The sequence below is a fragment of the Geodermatophilus sabuli genome (genome assembly GCF_010686765.1).
GTDB classification, from domain to species: domain Bacteria; phylum Actinomycetota; class Actinomycetes; order Mycobacteriales; family Geodermatophilaceae; genus Geodermatophilus; species Geodermatophilus sabuli_A.
This window is the reverse complement of record NZ_JAAGWF010000017.1, coordinates 1-13,012: the sequence shown is the minus strand read 5'-3', so window position 1 is coordinate 13,012 and position 13,012 is coordinate 1. Positions and strand designations below refer to the sequence as shown.

Annotated in this window: 15 protein-coding genes; 11 read left to right on the top strand and 4 right to left on the bottom strand. The window is 74.0% G+C overall.

The window, feature by feature from the left end; all coding sequences use genetic code 11:
- Positions 1-31: 31 nt before the first annotated feature.
- From GCU56_RS15020 to GCU56_RS15010, 3 genes are all read left to right on the top strand, one after another.
- A complete protein-coding gene (locus GCU56_RS15020; protein ID WP_163482558.1) occupies positions 32-1,093 on the top strand; it encodes a winged helix DNA-binding domain-containing protein in 1,062 nt (353 codons plus the stop codon).
- A gap of 49 nt (positions 1,094-1,142) precedes the next feature.
- On the top strand, positions 1,143-2,114 hold the full coding sequence (locus GCU56_RS15015; protein WP_163482557.1) for an aldo/keto reductase: 972 nt from the start codon (positions 1,143-1,145) through the stop codon (positions 2,112-2,114).
- 91 nt (positions 2,115-2,205) lie between these two features.
- Entirely contained in the window at positions 2,206-2,577 is a 372-nt protein-coding gene (locus GCU56_RS15010) for an MmcQ/YjbR family DNA-binding protein (RefSeq protein ID WP_163482556.1), read from the top strand.
- A 9-nt stretch (positions 2,578-2,586) separates the two neighbouring features.
- Here GCU56_RS15010 and GCU56_RS15005 read toward each other — a convergent pair whose 3' ends face one another.
- The 3 genes from GCU56_RS15005 to GCU56_RS14995 all read right to left on the bottom strand — a co-directional run bounded on the left by GCU56_RS15005 (position 2,587) and on the right by GCU56_RS14995 (position 4,793).
- Positions 2,587-3,033, bottom strand: coding sequence for a nitroreductase family deazaflavin-dependent oxidoreductase (locus tag GCU56_RS15005; protein ID WP_163482555.1), 447 nt, complete (start codon positions 3,031-3,033; stop codon positions 2,587-2,589).
- A gap of 18 nt (positions 3,034-3,051) precedes the next feature.
- A complete protein-coding gene (locus GCU56_RS15000; protein WP_163482554.1) occupies positions 3,052-4,296 on the bottom strand; it encodes a glutathionylspermidine synthase family protein in 1,245 nt (414 codons plus the stop codon).
- Positions 4,297-4,388: 92 nt separating this feature from the next.
- The gene (locus GCU56_RS14995) at positions 4,389-4,793 is read right to left on the bottom strand and encodes a hypothetical protein (protein WP_163482553.1); all 405 of its coding nucleotides are present in this window, start codon (positions 4,791-4,793) and stop codon (positions 4,389-4,391) included.
- A gap of 121 nt (positions 4,794-4,914) precedes the next feature.
- On the opposite strand from GCU56_RS14995, the gene GCU56_RS14990 reads away from it, so the two are divergent.
- Together GCU56_RS14990 and ypfJ are read left to right on the top strand one after the other, a co-directional pair.
- Positions 4,915-5,772, top strand: a complete 858-nt coding sequence (locus GCU56_RS14990) for a formate/nitrite transporter family protein (protein WP_163482552.1) — start codon at positions 4,915-4,917, stop codon at positions 5,770-5,772.
- 94 nt (positions 5,773-5,866) lie between these two features.
- Positions 5,867-6,787: a KPN_02809 family neutral zinc metallopeptidase gene (ypfJ, locus tag GCU56_RS14985; protein ID WP_163482551.1), complete on the top strand. Its 921-nt coding sequence runs from the start codon at positions 5,867-5,869 to the stop codon at positions 6,785-6,787.
- 99 nt (positions 6,788-6,886) lie between these two features.
- Here the strand turns inward: ypfJ and GCU56_RS14980 are convergent, their stop codons facing one another.
- Positions 6,887-7,729, bottom strand: a complete 843-nt coding sequence (locus GCU56_RS14980; protein ID WP_163482550.1) for a siderophore-interacting protein — start codon at positions 7,727-7,729, stop codon at positions 6,887-6,889.
- Between the two features lie 367 nt (positions 7,730-8,096).
- Between GCU56_RS14980 and GCU56_RS14975 the strand changes: the two genes are divergently transcribed.
- The 6 genes from GCU56_RS14975 (at position 8,097) to GCU56_RS14950 (ending at position 12,915) form a co-directional block, all read left to right on the top strand.
- The gene (locus GCU56_RS14975; RefSeq protein WP_163482549.1) at positions 8,097-8,942 is read left to right on the top strand and encodes a hypothetical protein; all 846 of its coding nucleotides are present in this window, start codon (positions 8,097-8,099) and stop codon (positions 8,940-8,942) included.
- A gap of 5 nt (positions 8,943-8,947) precedes the next feature.
- Complete coding sequence (locus GCU56_RS14970; RefSeq protein ID WP_163482548.1) at positions 8,948-9,493, top strand: phage holin family protein; 546 nt, start codon at positions 8,948-8,950, stop codon at positions 9,491-9,493.
- 40 nt (positions 9,494-9,533) lie between these two features.
- Positions 9,534-10,235 (top strand): DUF3618 domain-containing protein, encoded by a 702-nt coding sequence (locus GCU56_RS14965; protein ID WP_163482547.1) that lies wholly within the window; start codon positions 9,534-9,536, stop codon positions 10,233-10,235.
- Positions 10,236-10,480: 245 nt separating this feature from the next.
- Entirely contained in the window at positions 10,481-10,870 is a 390-nt protein-coding gene (locus GCU56_RS14960; protein ID WP_163482546.1) for a response regulator, read from the top strand.
- Positions 10,867-12,129, top strand: a complete 1,263-nt coding sequence (locus tag GCU56_RS14955) for an ATP-binding protein (RefSeq protein ID WP_163482545.1) — start codon at positions 10,867-10,869, stop codon at positions 12,127-12,129. Before GCU56_RS14960 ends, GCU56_RS14955 begins: the two co-directional genes overlap by 4 nt.
- A 168-nt stretch (positions 12,130-12,297) precedes the next feature.
- Positions 12,298-12,915, top strand: a complete 618-nt coding sequence (locus GCU56_RS14950; protein ID WP_163482544.1) for a TasA family protein — start codon at positions 12,298-12,300, stop codon at positions 12,913-12,915.
- The last annotated feature ends 97 nt before the right edge of the window (positions 12,916-13,012 follow it).

Sequence of the window (13,012 nt, the reverse complement as noted above, 5' to 3'; positions counted from 1 at the left end):
GACGTCGTACCCGCCTGTCAGGCTCGCGGTCATGACGACCGCGTCCGACCTCGCGCTGCTCCGGCTCGTGGCCCAGCGGATCGCCGGCCCGCCCGAGCCCACGGTCGAGGGTGCCGTCGCGCGGTTGGGTTGCGTGCAGGCGCAGGACCTCCCCGGCGCTCTCACGTCGGTGGCCCTGCGCACCGCGGCGCGGTCACGCGCCGCGGTCGAGACCGCCCTCGCGGCGGGCACGGTGGTCCGCTCCTGGCCCATGCGCGGCACGCTGCACCTGCTGCCGGCCGGCGACCTGCCCTGGCTGCTCGACCTGGTGGGGCCGCGGGTGCTGGCCGGCGCCGCCCAGCGTCGGGCCGGCCTCGGACTGACCGAGGCGGAGGTCGAGCGGGCCCGGGAGCTGGTCTGCGCCGCGCTGGCCGGCGGAGGCCGGCTCGGACGCCGGGAGCTGCTCGGGGTCATCAGCGACGGCGGGGTGCCGACCACCGGGCAGCGCGGGTACCACCTGCTCTGGTACCTCGCCCAGACCGGCACGCTGTGCCTGGGCCCGATGCAGGACGGCGACCAGCTGTTCGTGCTGCTCGGCGAGTGGGTCCCGGCTCCGCGCCGACTGGACCGGGCCGAGGCCCTGGCGGAGCTGGCACGGACCTTCCTCACCGGGCACGGGCCGGCCACCGTCGCCGACCTCGCGCGCTGGGCCGGGTTGCCGGTACGCGACGTCCGGGAGGGGGTGGCCGCCGTCCGCGCCGACCTGACCGCGGTCGAGGTGGACGGCCGGGAGTTCCTCCTGGACCCGGCCCTGCCCGACCTGCTGGCCGCGCACCGGGCCGAGGCGGAGCAGCTGCACCTGCTGCCCGGCTTCGACGAGTTCGTCCTCGGCTACGCCGACCGCAGCTGCGCCGTACCGCCGGAGTTCGCCGACCGGATCGTGCCGGGGAACAACGGCGTCTTCCGACCGACCGTCGTCCACCGCGGGCGGGTGGTCGGGACGTGGCAGTGGACCGGCCGGGGCGCGCGGCGGACGGTGACCGCGGTGCCGTTCACCACGTTCCCCGACGAGGTCGCCGCCGCCATCCCGGCGCTGGCCGCCGCACTCCCGTGAGCTGGGACCGGACTGGCCCCCGGTTCGCGGACGGAGTTGGCTGGGCGGCATGGAGTACACGCGTCTGGGCAGCACCGGCCTGCAGGTCTCGCGCATCTGCCTGGGGATGATGAGCTTCGGCGACCCGGCCCGCGGCAACCACCCGTGGAGCCTGCCGGAGGAGGACAGCCGCCGGCTGATCGAGAAGGCGATCGCCGCGGGCATCACCTTCTTCGACACCGCGAACGTCTACTCCGACGGCTCCAGCGAGGAGATCACCGGCCGGGCGATCCGCGACTTCGCCGACCGGGACGACGTCGTCCTGGCGACCAAGGTGCACGGGCGGATGCGGCCGGGGCCCAACGGTGCCGGGCTGTCGCGCAAGGTGATCGTCCGGGAGCTCGAGGACAGCCTGCGCCGCCTGGGCACCGACTACGTCGACCTCTACCAGATCCACCGCTGGGACCCGGCCACCCCGGTCGAGGAGACGCTCGAGGCGCTGGACGCCGTCGTCCGGAGGGGGTTGGTCCGCTACCTCGGAGCCTCCTCGATGTACGCCTGGCAGTTCAGCAAGGCGCTGTACCTGGCCGGGGAGCACGGCTGGCACCGCTTCGTGTCGATGCAGGACCACTACAACCTCCTCAACCGCGAGGAGGAGCGGGAGATGCACCCGCTGTGCGTCGACCAGGGCATCGGCGTCATCCCGTGGAGCCCGCTGGCCCGCGGCAAGCTGACCCGCGACTGGGACGAGTCGACCGACCGCTCCGGCACCGACGAGTTCGGCCGCCGGCTCTACGACGAGGCCAGCGACCGCGCGATCGTCGAGCGGGTGGCCGAGGTCGCCGCCGCGCGCGGGGTGTCGCGCGCCCAGGTGGCGCTGGCGTGGGTGCTGGGCAAGCCGGTGGTGAGCGCCCCCATCGTCGGCGTCACCAAGGACGCCCACCTGGACGACGCCGTCGCCGCCGTCGACCTGGAGCTGACCGAGGAGGAGGTCGCGCGGCTGGAGGAGCCCTACACGCCGCACGCCGTCGTCGGCTTCTGACCGCGCCCGCGCGCTGCCGAGGACGGGCCCTGACCCGGCGGAGCCCCGACTGCCCCGGTCGAGGTGGCCTCCGCCGGGCCAGGATCGGCCCGTGACCTGGACCGGGGCGGACCGGCAGACCGTGACCGACCGGCTGCGCGTCCTCACCGACCGGCCGGGGGTCGACCGGGAGGAGGCCAACGGCCACACCGGGTACGCCGTCGCGGGCCGGCGGTTCGCCTGGCTGCAGGTCGACCACCACGGCGACGGTCGGCTGGCGCTGGTCGTCAAGGCACCGCCGGGTGAGCAGGAGGCGCTCCTCGGCACGGCCCCGTGCTACTCCCGGCCCGGACACCTGGGCGCGCGGGGCTGGCTCGGCGTCGACCTGTCACCGGCCGCCGGGGCGGACTGGGACGAGGTGGCCGCGCTGCTCGACCAGGCCTGGCGGACGACGGCACCCGAGCGGCTCACCGCCGGGAGCTGACCTCCCCGGTCAGTTCCGCCGTTCGACGACGAACACCGGGATCTCCCGGTCGGTCTTGCGCGCGTAGTCGGCGTAGTCCGGGTAGACCGCGACCGCGCGTTCCCACCACTGCGCCCGCTCCTCACCGGTGACCTCGCGGGCGACGCCGTCCCACGGCTCGGGGCCGTCCTGCACGGTGATCTGGTCGGGGTGCGCCCGCACGTTGGCCACCCAGGCGGGATCGGTGGGCGCGCCGCCCCGGGAGCCCACCATCGCGTAGGCGCCCTCGTGCTCCACCCGCATCAGGCCGTTCTTGCGGACCTTGCCGCTCTTCGCCCCCCGGGACCAGAAGATCGCGATCGGGATGCCGGTGTCGCGCAGGGTGTTGGCCTCCCGGCCACCGGTCGCCTCGTAGCGTTCGACCTGCTCGCGGACCCAGGCCTGGGTGCTCGGCTCGTACTCACCTTCCAGCGGCATGACCCGAACCTAGATCGGTCAGCGCCGTCCGGCCTCCGGAGGCGTGAAGTCGACCGTGTGCGGCACGAACCAGCTCAGGTTGTCGGTGATCAACCCGTCGCTCTCCCGGATGCCCAGCCCGGCCGGTTCGCCGTCGACCACCCAGGCGCCCAGCACGGGGTGGTGCGGCCCGTCCACGCCGGCGAAGTCCGGCAGCGGGGCGAACTCCTGCACGACGAACCCCTCGGTGCCGTAGCGCCCGGGCAGCTCCGCGGTGACCACGCCGTCCCGGACGATGGCCACGTTCGCGCCCTCGCGACCCCAGAGCGGCTTGCGCACGTAGTCCCGCCAGCTCGAGGGGATCTCGTCGGCGAAGTAGGCCGGGAGGAGCAGCTGGGAGAGCACCGGGTCGCCGCCGAACAGCTGCCACAGCACCGGCAGCAGCGCCTTGGTGCTCCACAGCATCTTGTAGGCCGGCTCGACCCACGTCGTCCCGCCGGGGCGGGCGGCGTCGGCGAGGACGGCCGCGCCGAACTCGTCCTCGACCAGCCATTCCCAGGGGTAGAGCTTGAAGACGACGTCGAGGTGGCGGCCCTGCGGGTCGTAGAACCGGCCGTCGCCGTCGTCGAGCACGATGTCCTCGACCACCAGCTCGATCGCCTCGTAGCCGGCCTGGACGACGGTGTCCATGAGGTACGCGACGGTCATCCGGTCCTCACCGGAGGTCTCCTCCGACGTCCACGCCAGGTGCACCCGCGGCCGGACGCCGGTCCGCCGCTCCCAACGCAGCAGGTTGCGCTGCCACGCGGCGATCAGCCGGTCGTGCAGGGCGTTCCACTGGTCGGCGCCCTGACCGGTGAACAGGTGCCAGTTCCACTGGGTGACCGCCGACTCCACCAGTCCGGTGGGGGTGTCGGCGTTGAACTCAAGCAGCTTCGGCGGGCCCTCGCCGTCGTAGCGCAGGTCGAAGCGGCCGTAGACGCTGGGCGGCTCGGCCTCCCAGGTGCGGCGGATCTCCGGGCGGGCGATCGGCGGGATGCCCATCCGGTCGAACAGGTCGCGTTCCACGACGTGGTCCCCGGCCGCCTCGCACATGCTGAACAGCTGGGCGACCCAGCCCTCCAGCCGGTCCACCTCGGCCAGCGTGAAGTCGTAGAACGGCCCCTCGCGCCAGTAGCTGCGCACCTCACCGCCGGGCAGGTGGGTGCGGTTGTAGACCAGCCCCTGGGCCTCGATCTCGGCCTCCCAGCCGGGCCGGACGACGCCGCTCTCGATCCGCCTCACCGCGCCGCCCGCCGGTGCACGCGATCGGCACACCGGTGCCCGTCGGCGGCGGATGGCCACAGGTGGGCCGATCGCGGCGCGTTCGGCACCCGTCAGCCGCCCGCGGTGCCGGCGCGGTTGCCGATGCCCGACCCGATGCCCCCGCTGACCCGGGTGCCGCCGGTGACCTTGCCGCTCGGCGGCAGACCCGCGCGCTGGCGGGCGGCGGTGTCGCCCGGGCTGATGCGCGTGCCACCGCGGGGCAGCACGGTGCCGACCGGCAGGCCGGGACGGAATCCGCCGAGGTAGAGGAAGAACAGCCCGCCGCCGCCGAACCCGCCGCGGTCGTCGTCACAGAGGTCGTCGTCGACGATCTCGCCGTCCTCGTTGGTGCAGTAGGCGACCTGCTCCTGCTCGTCGTCCTCACCGCCCGCTCCGCAGCCGGCCATGAAGCCGGTCGCCGCGGTCGCGAGCACCGTCGTCGTCAAGGCGCTGCGGACGCGGTTCGAGACGGCCATCTGCTCTCCCGGATCGGTGGTGGGACCTCCGCCGACCCTAGTTGCCCGGCGCCACGGCGCGGAGACGGCCCGGAGCCACTAGCGTTGCCGATCCCAGCGCCGCTCCCAGCCGGAGGTGCCCGTGTCGGCCAGGCAACCCGCCGAGATGGCCCAGGTGGCCAGCGAGACCGGCGCGAAGAAGGTCCACCGCACGTGGGACCGGGTGCTGGTCAGCGCCTTCCTGGGCGGTGCGTACATCGCCTTCGGCGCACTGGTCGCGATCACCGTCTCCTCCGGGCTGGACACCGCGATCTGGGGCACGCTCCCCACGCTGTTCATGGGGGCGGCCTTCACCCTCGGTCTGGTGCTGGTGCTCATCGCCGGCTCCGACCTGGCGACGGGCAACATGCTGCTGGTCCCGCTGGGCGCGATGCAGGGGCGGATCGGCCTGGCCGACGTCGCCAAGAACCTGACCCTGGTGCTGCTGGGCAACCTCATCGGCGCGCTCGTCGTCGCCTACTTCCTCGCGGTCGCGACCGGGGTGATCGGGGACCCGGACAGCACCGGGTCTGCGCTGCTGACCCACGAGCGGCTGGCCCAGATCGCCGAGGGCAAGGCCACCGGGCACAGCGCCTGGGAGACGTTCCTGCGGGGCGTCGGCTGCAACTGGCTGGTCTGCCTGGCGGTCTGGATGTCGCTGTCGGCCAGCAGCGTGTCAGGCAAGATCCTCGCGATCTTCTTCCCCGTCATGGCCTTCGTCGCCATGGGCTTCGACCACGTCGTGGCCAACATGTTCTTCCTGCCCGCGGCCGTGTTCGCCGGCGTCCCCGGCGTCGGCTGGGGCGACACGGTGGTCAACTGGCTGCTGGCCGGTGCGGGCAACCTGGTCGGCGCGGTCGTGTTCGTCGCCACCTCCTACTGGTACCTGTTCCTCCGCGACCAGCCGGCGGAGCAGCCCACGGCGACGCCGACCGGCGGGGAGACGCCCGAGCGCGCATGACCCACCCCCGGCGCGGGCACCGCCGCTCGAGGACGGCACCGGCTCGGCGTGCCACCGGACCGGGAGGGCCAGCACCGATGAGGGACGACCAGCCGTGAGGTACAGCGAGCGCGCCGACGTCGACACGTCGGGCATCCAGGACCGCCGCGGACGGGGCGGCGGACTCGGCGGCGGTCGCGGCCTGGCCGTCGGTGGCGGCGGGCTCGGGGTGGTCGGCGTCGTCGTCCTGGTGCTCTTCCAGCTCCTCGGCGGCGGGGACGGCGGCGCCGGAGCGGCACTGGGCGGCCTGTCCGGCCTCGGCCAGGGCGAGACGGCCGACAACACCGAGCTGGCGGCCAGCTGCACCAGCGGCGCGGACGCCAACGCGTCGGTCGACTGCGCGGTGGCCGCCGACGTGGAGTCCATCCAGGACTACTGGGGCCAGGTGCTCGGCGACCGCTACCAGCCGACGGTCACGGTCTTCTTCTCCGGCTCCGTGCAGACCGACTGCGGGGGCGCCACCAGCGGCTCGGGTCCGTTCTACTGCCCGGCCGACCAGCGTGTGTACATCGACCTGTCGTTCTTCGACCAGCTGCAGCAGCAGTTCGGCGCCCAGGGCGGGCTGTTCGTCAACGCCTACGTCATCGCCCACGAGTACGGCCACCACGTGCAGAACCTGCTCGGCACCAACCAGCAGGTGACGCCCGGCGAGACCGGCCCGACCAGCGGCACGGTGCGGCTCGAGCTGCAGGCCGACTGCTATGCCGGCAGCTGGGCCAACCACGCCGAGACCGTCCCGGACGAGTCCGGGGTGCCGCTGATCGCCGAGATCAACGACGACGACCTGGCCCGCGCCCTGGACGCCGCCGGTCGCATCGGCGACGACTTCATCCAGCGGAACCTCGGAGGTGGGACGGTCGACCAGGACGCGTTCAGCCACGGCTCCTCCGAGCAGCGGCAGCGCTGGTTCCTCACCGGCTACGAGACCGGCGACCCCGCACGCTGCGACACGTTCGCCACCGACGACCTCGGCTGAGCCGCTCCCGGCACCGTCAGCCGACGGTGCCCCCGGGTCGACCTCCGGCCCCGGTCCGCTCCTCGCTCGCTGGCGCTCGCTGCGATGCTCCCGGCACCGTCAGCCGACGGTCACCGACTGGTCCTCGGCCTCCACGGCCGCGTTCCAGTCCCGCTTCTCCGCCTGCCAGCGGTCCTCGGTGCGGCCGAGCCGCCAGTACCCGGAGACGGACATGAACTCACGGGCGAGCTCCCGGTCGGCCCGCAGGAAGCGGCGCAGCTCCCGCACGCAGCCGGCTTCCCCGTGCACGAACACGTGGACGGAGCCGGCCGGGAGGTCCGCCGCGCACACGGCCGCGACCAGGGCCGTGCCGGGCGCGCCACTGCGGTGCACCCACTCCAGCCGGACCCCGGGCGGCACCGCCAGCGGCTGCTCCTCGGCGGCGTCGGCCACCTCGACGAACACCTGCGCCCGCGCCCCGGCGGGCAGCCGCTCCAGCGACGCCGCGATGGCCGGCAGCGCGGTCTCGTCCCCGGCCAGCAGGTGCCAGTCGGCGTCCGGGCTGGGCGTGTAGGCACCCCCCGGCCCGAGCAGGTGGACGACGTCCCCCGGTCGCGCGCCCTGGGCCCAGGGGCCGGCCACCCCCTCGTCACCGTGGACCACGAGGTCGAGGGTCAGCTCGCCGGCGGCGGCGTCCCACCCGCGCACGGTGTACGTGCGGGTGCAGGGCCACAGCTCACGGGGCTGGGTCCGCTGCACCTCCTCCACGTCGAACGGCGCGGCATAGGGAGCGCCGGCGGGCGGCAGCAGCAGCTTCACGTACGAGTCGGTGAACTGCGGGTCGAAGCCGGCCAGCCCGTCGCCCCCGAGCACCACCCGGACGAGGTGCGGGGTGGGCCAGGAGGTCCGGAGCACGGTGGCCAGCCGGGGCGTGCGCGGACGGCGCGGGGCCTGGTCGGCCATGGGTGCGACTCCTCGGATCGAAGCAAGGTGTGCCTCACCTTAGTCGACCGCCCGCCCGTGTGACCCCGGCACCGGTCCGTTTCGCCCGGACCCGCACGGGTACCGCCTGACTGCGACACCATGCCGCCAGGACGCCGCGGACGAGCGCTCCTCCCACTCGACCCGCGCCCTGCCCCCGGTCCGCGACGGAGCGCGACCGGGCGATCCGGGCGACCCGATCCGCCTCGCGAGCGGAACGGGCCCCAGCCATACACGCACATCGACGGCCGACGGCCGTCGTCCGCGCATGTGTGGAAGATCGCCAACAGGGGTAGCGCCTGCACCGACCACGACGTACACCCCAGTCACCCACTGCCGAGGAGGACCGATGACTCACTCCATCGACACCCCATTCCCGCCGCCCCCCGCCACCACAGGCACGGGTGCCACCGCCGGGTCCACCGCCGGGACGACGACGGGCTCGCCGTCCACCGCCGACGTCGCCAAGGACGAGGCCCGCAACGTGGGCCAGACCGCCGCCCAGGCCGGCAGCCAGGTCGCCTCGACCGCCGCCGACCAGGCCAAGGAGGTCGCCTACGAGACCAAGCAGCAGGCGCAGGACCTGATCAACCAGGGCCGCACCCAGCTCCGCCAGCAGGCGGTCGGGCAGCAGCAGAAGGCGGCCGAGGGCCTGCAGGGCCTCGCCTCGCAGCTGCGCAGCATGGTCCAGGGCAACGCACCGGCGCCCGGCCCCGCCCGCGACCTGGTCGAGCAGGCCACCGACAAGGTCGAGGAGTTCGCCGGCTGGCTGCAGAACCGCGAGCCCGCCGACCTGCTCGACGAGGTCCGGTCCTTCGCCCGCCGCAAGCCCGGCACCTTCCTGCTGGGGGCGGCGCTCGCCGGCATCGTCGCCGGTCGCCTGACCAGCGGCGTCAAGGCCGCGCACAGCAGCTCGGGCACCACGGGCACCGGCTCGCAGTACCGGACCGGGACGACCGGGTACACCCAGACCGACTACGTCGCGCCCGCGCCGGCCTACTCCGGCTACGAGTCCACGACCGGGTACGAGTCGACCACCGGCTACGGGACCACCACCGGCTACGAGACGACCACCGGGACCACCCCGGTGCCGCCGCCGCCGTACGGCACCGTGCCGCCGGCCGGCGCCGCCGTCCCGCCGACCACGCCGGCCGGCTGGGACGACCCCACCCGCAGCCCCGGTCGGGGGGTCTGACACCGATGAGCTCTCCCTACTCCGGCGCCACGCCGGTCGGGACGCCGCAGGGCTACCAGGACCCGTCGGGCACCACCGGGCAGTCGGACTACACGGTCTCCCCCGGGCAGTCCCAGGGCTACGGCGCACACAGCGGCAACATCGGGACGCCCATGACCGACGAGGGCCGCCCTGACGTCGAGGGCACCTCGGTCGGGCAGCTCATGGGCGAGATCGCCAAGGACCTGTCCACCCTGATGCGCCAGGAACTCGAGCTGGCCAAGGTCGAGATGAAGGCCGAGGCGACCAAGGCGGGCAAGGGCGCGGGCCTGATGGGCGCCGCCGGCTTCGCCGGCTACATGGTGCTGCTGTTCCTCTCCATCGCCCTGTGGTGGGCCCTCTACCACCTGGTGGGACACAGCTGGTCCGCCCTGATCGTCGCAGTGCTCTGGGGCATCGTCGGAGCGGTGGCGTTCGTGATGGGCCGCAAGCAGCTCCAGCGCGTCAACCCCAAGCCGGAGCGCACCGTGGACACCTTGTCGCAGGTGCCCGGCGCCCTGAAGCCCAACTGACCCGCGGCCACCGGCCCTCTCAGACATCGGAGTACAGGACATGACCACCAGCAACGACCCGGACGCGATCCGGCGGCAGATCGAGGCGACGCAGCGCGAGCTGAGCTACGACGTCGACGCCCTCAACGAGAAGGTCAACCCCGCTCGCGTGGTGGACCGGCGGGTCACTGCGGCCAAGGGCCGCCTCACCAGTGCGAAGGAGAAGGTGATGGGGAGCGCTCAGAACGCACGCAGCTCGGTCATGGGCAGTGCCCAGAACACGACCGCAGCGACGCAGCACCACGCCCAGAGCGCGGTCGGCACGGTCCAGGACACCGCGCACAGCGCTGTTGAGAGCGTGCAGGGCGCGGCGTCCTCCGCCGCCAGCGCGGTGCAGCAGGCGCCGGACACCATCGTCCGGCAGACCCAGGGCAACCCGCTGGCCGCCGGGCTGATCGCCTTCGGCGTGGGCTGGCTGGTCTCCAGCCTGATGCCCGCGACGGACAAGGAGCGGCAGCTCGCGCAGCAGGCCGAGACCGCGGTCCGGGAGAACAAGGACGCGCTGCTCGCACCGGCCAAGCAGGTCGCCCAGCAGATCGGCGACGAGCTCAAGCCGGCGGCCCAGCACGCCGTCGAGGAGGTCAAGTCGACCGCGCAGGACGCGGCCCAGACCGTCAAGGCCGAGGGCCAGTCCGCGGCTCAGGACGTGCAGGGCCAGGCCCAGCAGTCCCGGGAGACGGTGCAGAGCCAGTCCGGCAACTGAACGAGGACCCCGTCCTCCCCACCCCCGCACGCTGAGGGCGGGGCCCGGGACGGGGTCACTGCCCCACCACTGCGCCCCGCCGGTCCGCCGGCGGGGCGCAGTGCTGTCCGGAGCGGGTCCCTCCTCGGGGTGAGGGGCACCGCCCGCGACTGCAGCGGAACGGGCGGGAGGCCGACGTCGGAGGGAGAAGACCGCTCCGGCGCGGGCCCCAGGGCACCGGCCGGCCGACCGAGGGAGCCCGCCCCGTGCCGACCGCACCCCCGCGCGTGCTGGTGGCAGACGACGAGGACGACATCCGGGCGCTGGTCTGCCTGGCCGTCCGCCGGGCCGGGTGCACGGTCCTCGCCGAGGTGACCGACGGCGCCGCGGCCCTCGCCGCCGCCCGGTCGCAGGCTCCCGACCTCGCCGTCCTCGACGTGTCGATGCCCGGAGCCAGCGGATCGGAGGTCTGCGCCGCGCTGCGGTCGGACCCGGCGACGGCGGACGTCGCGGTGCTGCTGCTCTCGGCCGGGGCCTCGCCCGACGACGTGGCCCGCGGCCTCGCCGCGGGTGCCCACGCCTACCTCGCCAAACCCTTCGCCGTCGCCGCGCTGGTCGCTCGCGTCCGCGAGCTGACCGCCGGGAGTCCGTCGTGACCACCACCGAGGCCGCCGCCCTCCCGCTCGAGGCCGAGCTGTCGCGACTGCGCGCCGAGGTGGCCCGGCTCGAGGACGAGCGCGCGGCGCTGCGGGACGCGATGCAGCACCGCGACGAGGAGCTCGAGGTCGCCGCCCGGATGCTCCGGGCCCGGGCCCAGACGATGACCAGCGTGATCGACGCGGTGACCGAGCAGTCGATCATCGGCACCGACCGGGACGGGGTCATCCGGGTCTGGAACCCCGGTGCCGAGAAGCTGCTGAGGCTGCCCCGACAGGACGTCGTCCGCACCCGGTCGATCACCGAGTTCCACCTGCCCGAGGAACTCGACGAGGCCGGGGGCGGGCTTGACGCGCTGGTCGGCGTCGCCCGGGAGCAGGGCCGCGACGTCCGGGACTGGACCTACGTCGCCGCCGACGGGTCGGAGATCACCGTGTCGGTGGCGGTCACCCCGCGTGCCGACGACCGCGGTGAGCACGCGGGCTGGAACTTCGTCGGCACCGACATGACCGAGGCCCGGGCGACGGAGCGGATGAAGGACCAGTTCGTGAGCCTCATCAGCCATGAACTGCGCACTCCGCTCACCTCCATCAGGGGCTACCTCGAGCTGGTCCTGGACGACGAGGACCAGCCGCTGACCGACGACCAGCGGACGTACCTGACGACGGTCGAGCGCAACGCCGACCGGCTGCTGCGCCTGGTGGGCGACCTGCTGTTCACGGCCCAGGTGGACGCCGGCCGGTTCACCCTGCAGCCGGAGGACGTCGACCTGTCGGAGGTGGTCCGCGGCGCGGAGGAGACCGCCCGGGTCACCGCGCGGGCCGCCGGGGTCGACGTGGACGTCGAGGTGCCCGACGCGGGGCTCGTCGTCCGCGGGGACGCCGTCCGGCTGGGGCAGGCGTGCGACAACCTGGTGTCCAACGCGGTGAAGTTCACCCCGCGCGGCGGCCGGGTCACCCTGACCCTGCGGGCGGGCTGGCGGACGGCGGACGGCGACGCCGTCTCCACACCGGTGGAGGGCGCACTCCCCGTCGCCACGTTGGCGGTGCGCGACACCGGCATCGGCATCCCGGCCGGGGAGCAGGGGCAGTTGTTCGCCCGCTTCTTCCGGGCCTCCAGCGCCCGGCGCGCGGCCGTGCCGGGGGTCGGGCTGGGCCTGGCGATCACCAAGGCGATCACCACCGCGCACGGCGGGACGCTGGAGCTCACCAGCGTCGAGGGCCAGGGCACCACCTTCACCGTCGTCCTCCCCCGCTGAGAAGGACCCCGGCCTCCTGACCCCTCGCAGGTCCGGGACGTGCCGGGGAGGCCATCGAGGCTTGCGGTTGTCTTGCGGGAGGCGGGCGGGTGCCCTGCGGTTGGCCGCCCAGAGTCGTCTGTGTCACCGGAACAACCCGTTCCGGTCCCGCACACAGGAGATCTGGACATGCGCACCACGGCCGCCCGCACCACCACCGCCCGCAAGATCGTCGGCTCCCTCGGCGTGATCGGCACCGCCGCCGCCGTCGCCGGCCTGGGCACCTTCGGCACCTTCACCGACTCCACCACCCCGATCTCGGCCGAGGTCAAGGCCGGCAGCGTGGACATCGACCTGGCCCAGGGCGCGGTCACCATCCCGGCCACCACCGCCGACTTCGTCCCCGGCGACTCGCTCTCCCGCACCGTCACCCTGTCCAACAAGGGCACCTCGGCGCTGTCCATGGTCAGCCTGGGCGTGACCGCCCCGGTCTCCAGCGTGCTCAACACCGACATCACCAACGGCCTGCAGCTGACCCTGAAGTCCTGCACGGTCGCCTGGACCCAGGGCGGCACCGCCACCGCACCGACCTACACCTGCGTCGGCGGCACCGAGAAGACCTTCGGCGCCGGCCCGGTCGTCGGCACCTTCGGGATGGCCGCCGCGAACAGCCTCAACCCCGCCGGCGTCGACCACCTGGTCTTCACCGTCACGCTGCCCACCACCGCGGACAACACCTTCCAGGGCAAGACCAGCAAGCTCGAGCTGACCTTCTCCGGAACGCAGCGCGCCGGCACCGCCCGCTGACCCGGCCGCCGACCCGCCCCGACCCGGAGAAGAGCCCGCCATGACCGCCGTCCTCCCCCTCGCCGCCCCGGGGGCAGCCCGCGCGCTGCCCCCGGTC

Excerpts from the sequence above, each read along its gene's own strand:
- GCU56_RS15005 (WP_163482555.1), bottom strand. The coding sequence starts at position 3,033 with ATGCCGCTGGAAGGTGAGTACGAGCCGAGCACCCAGGCCTGGGTCCGC.
- GCU56_RS14980 (WP_163482550.1), bottom strand. The coding sequence starts at position 7,729 with ATGGCCGACCAGGCCCCGCGCCGTCCGCGCACGCCCCGGCTGGCCACC.
- GCU56_RS14965 (WP_163482547.1), top strand. The coding sequence starts at position 9,534 with ATGACCACCAGCAACGACCCGGACGCGATCCGGCGGCAGATCGAGGCG.
- GCU56_RS14975 (WP_163482549.1), top strand. The coding sequence starts at position 8,097 with ATGACTCACTCCATCGACACCCCATTCCCGCCGCCCCCCGCCACCACA.
- GCU56_RS14995 (WP_163482553.1), bottom strand. The coding sequence starts at position 4,793 with ATGGCCGTCTCGAACCGCGTCCGCAGCGCCTTGACGACGACGGTGCTC.
- GCU56_RS15020 (WP_163482558.1), top strand. The coding sequence starts at position 32 with ATGACGACCGCGTCCGACCTCGCGCTGCTCCGGCTCGTGGCCCAGCGG.
- GCU56_RS15015 (WP_163482557.1), top strand. The coding sequence starts at position 1,143 with ATGGAGTACACGCGTCTGGGCAGCACCGGCCTGCAGGTCTCGCGCATC.
- GCU56_RS14950 (WP_163482544.1), top strand. The coding sequence starts at position 12,298 with ATGCGCACCACGGCCGCCCGCACCACCACCGCCCGCAAGATCGTCGGC.
- GCU56_RS14970 (WP_163482548.1), top strand. The coding sequence starts at position 8,948 with ATGAGCTCTCCCTACTCCGGCGCCACGCCGGTCGGGACGCCGCAGGGC.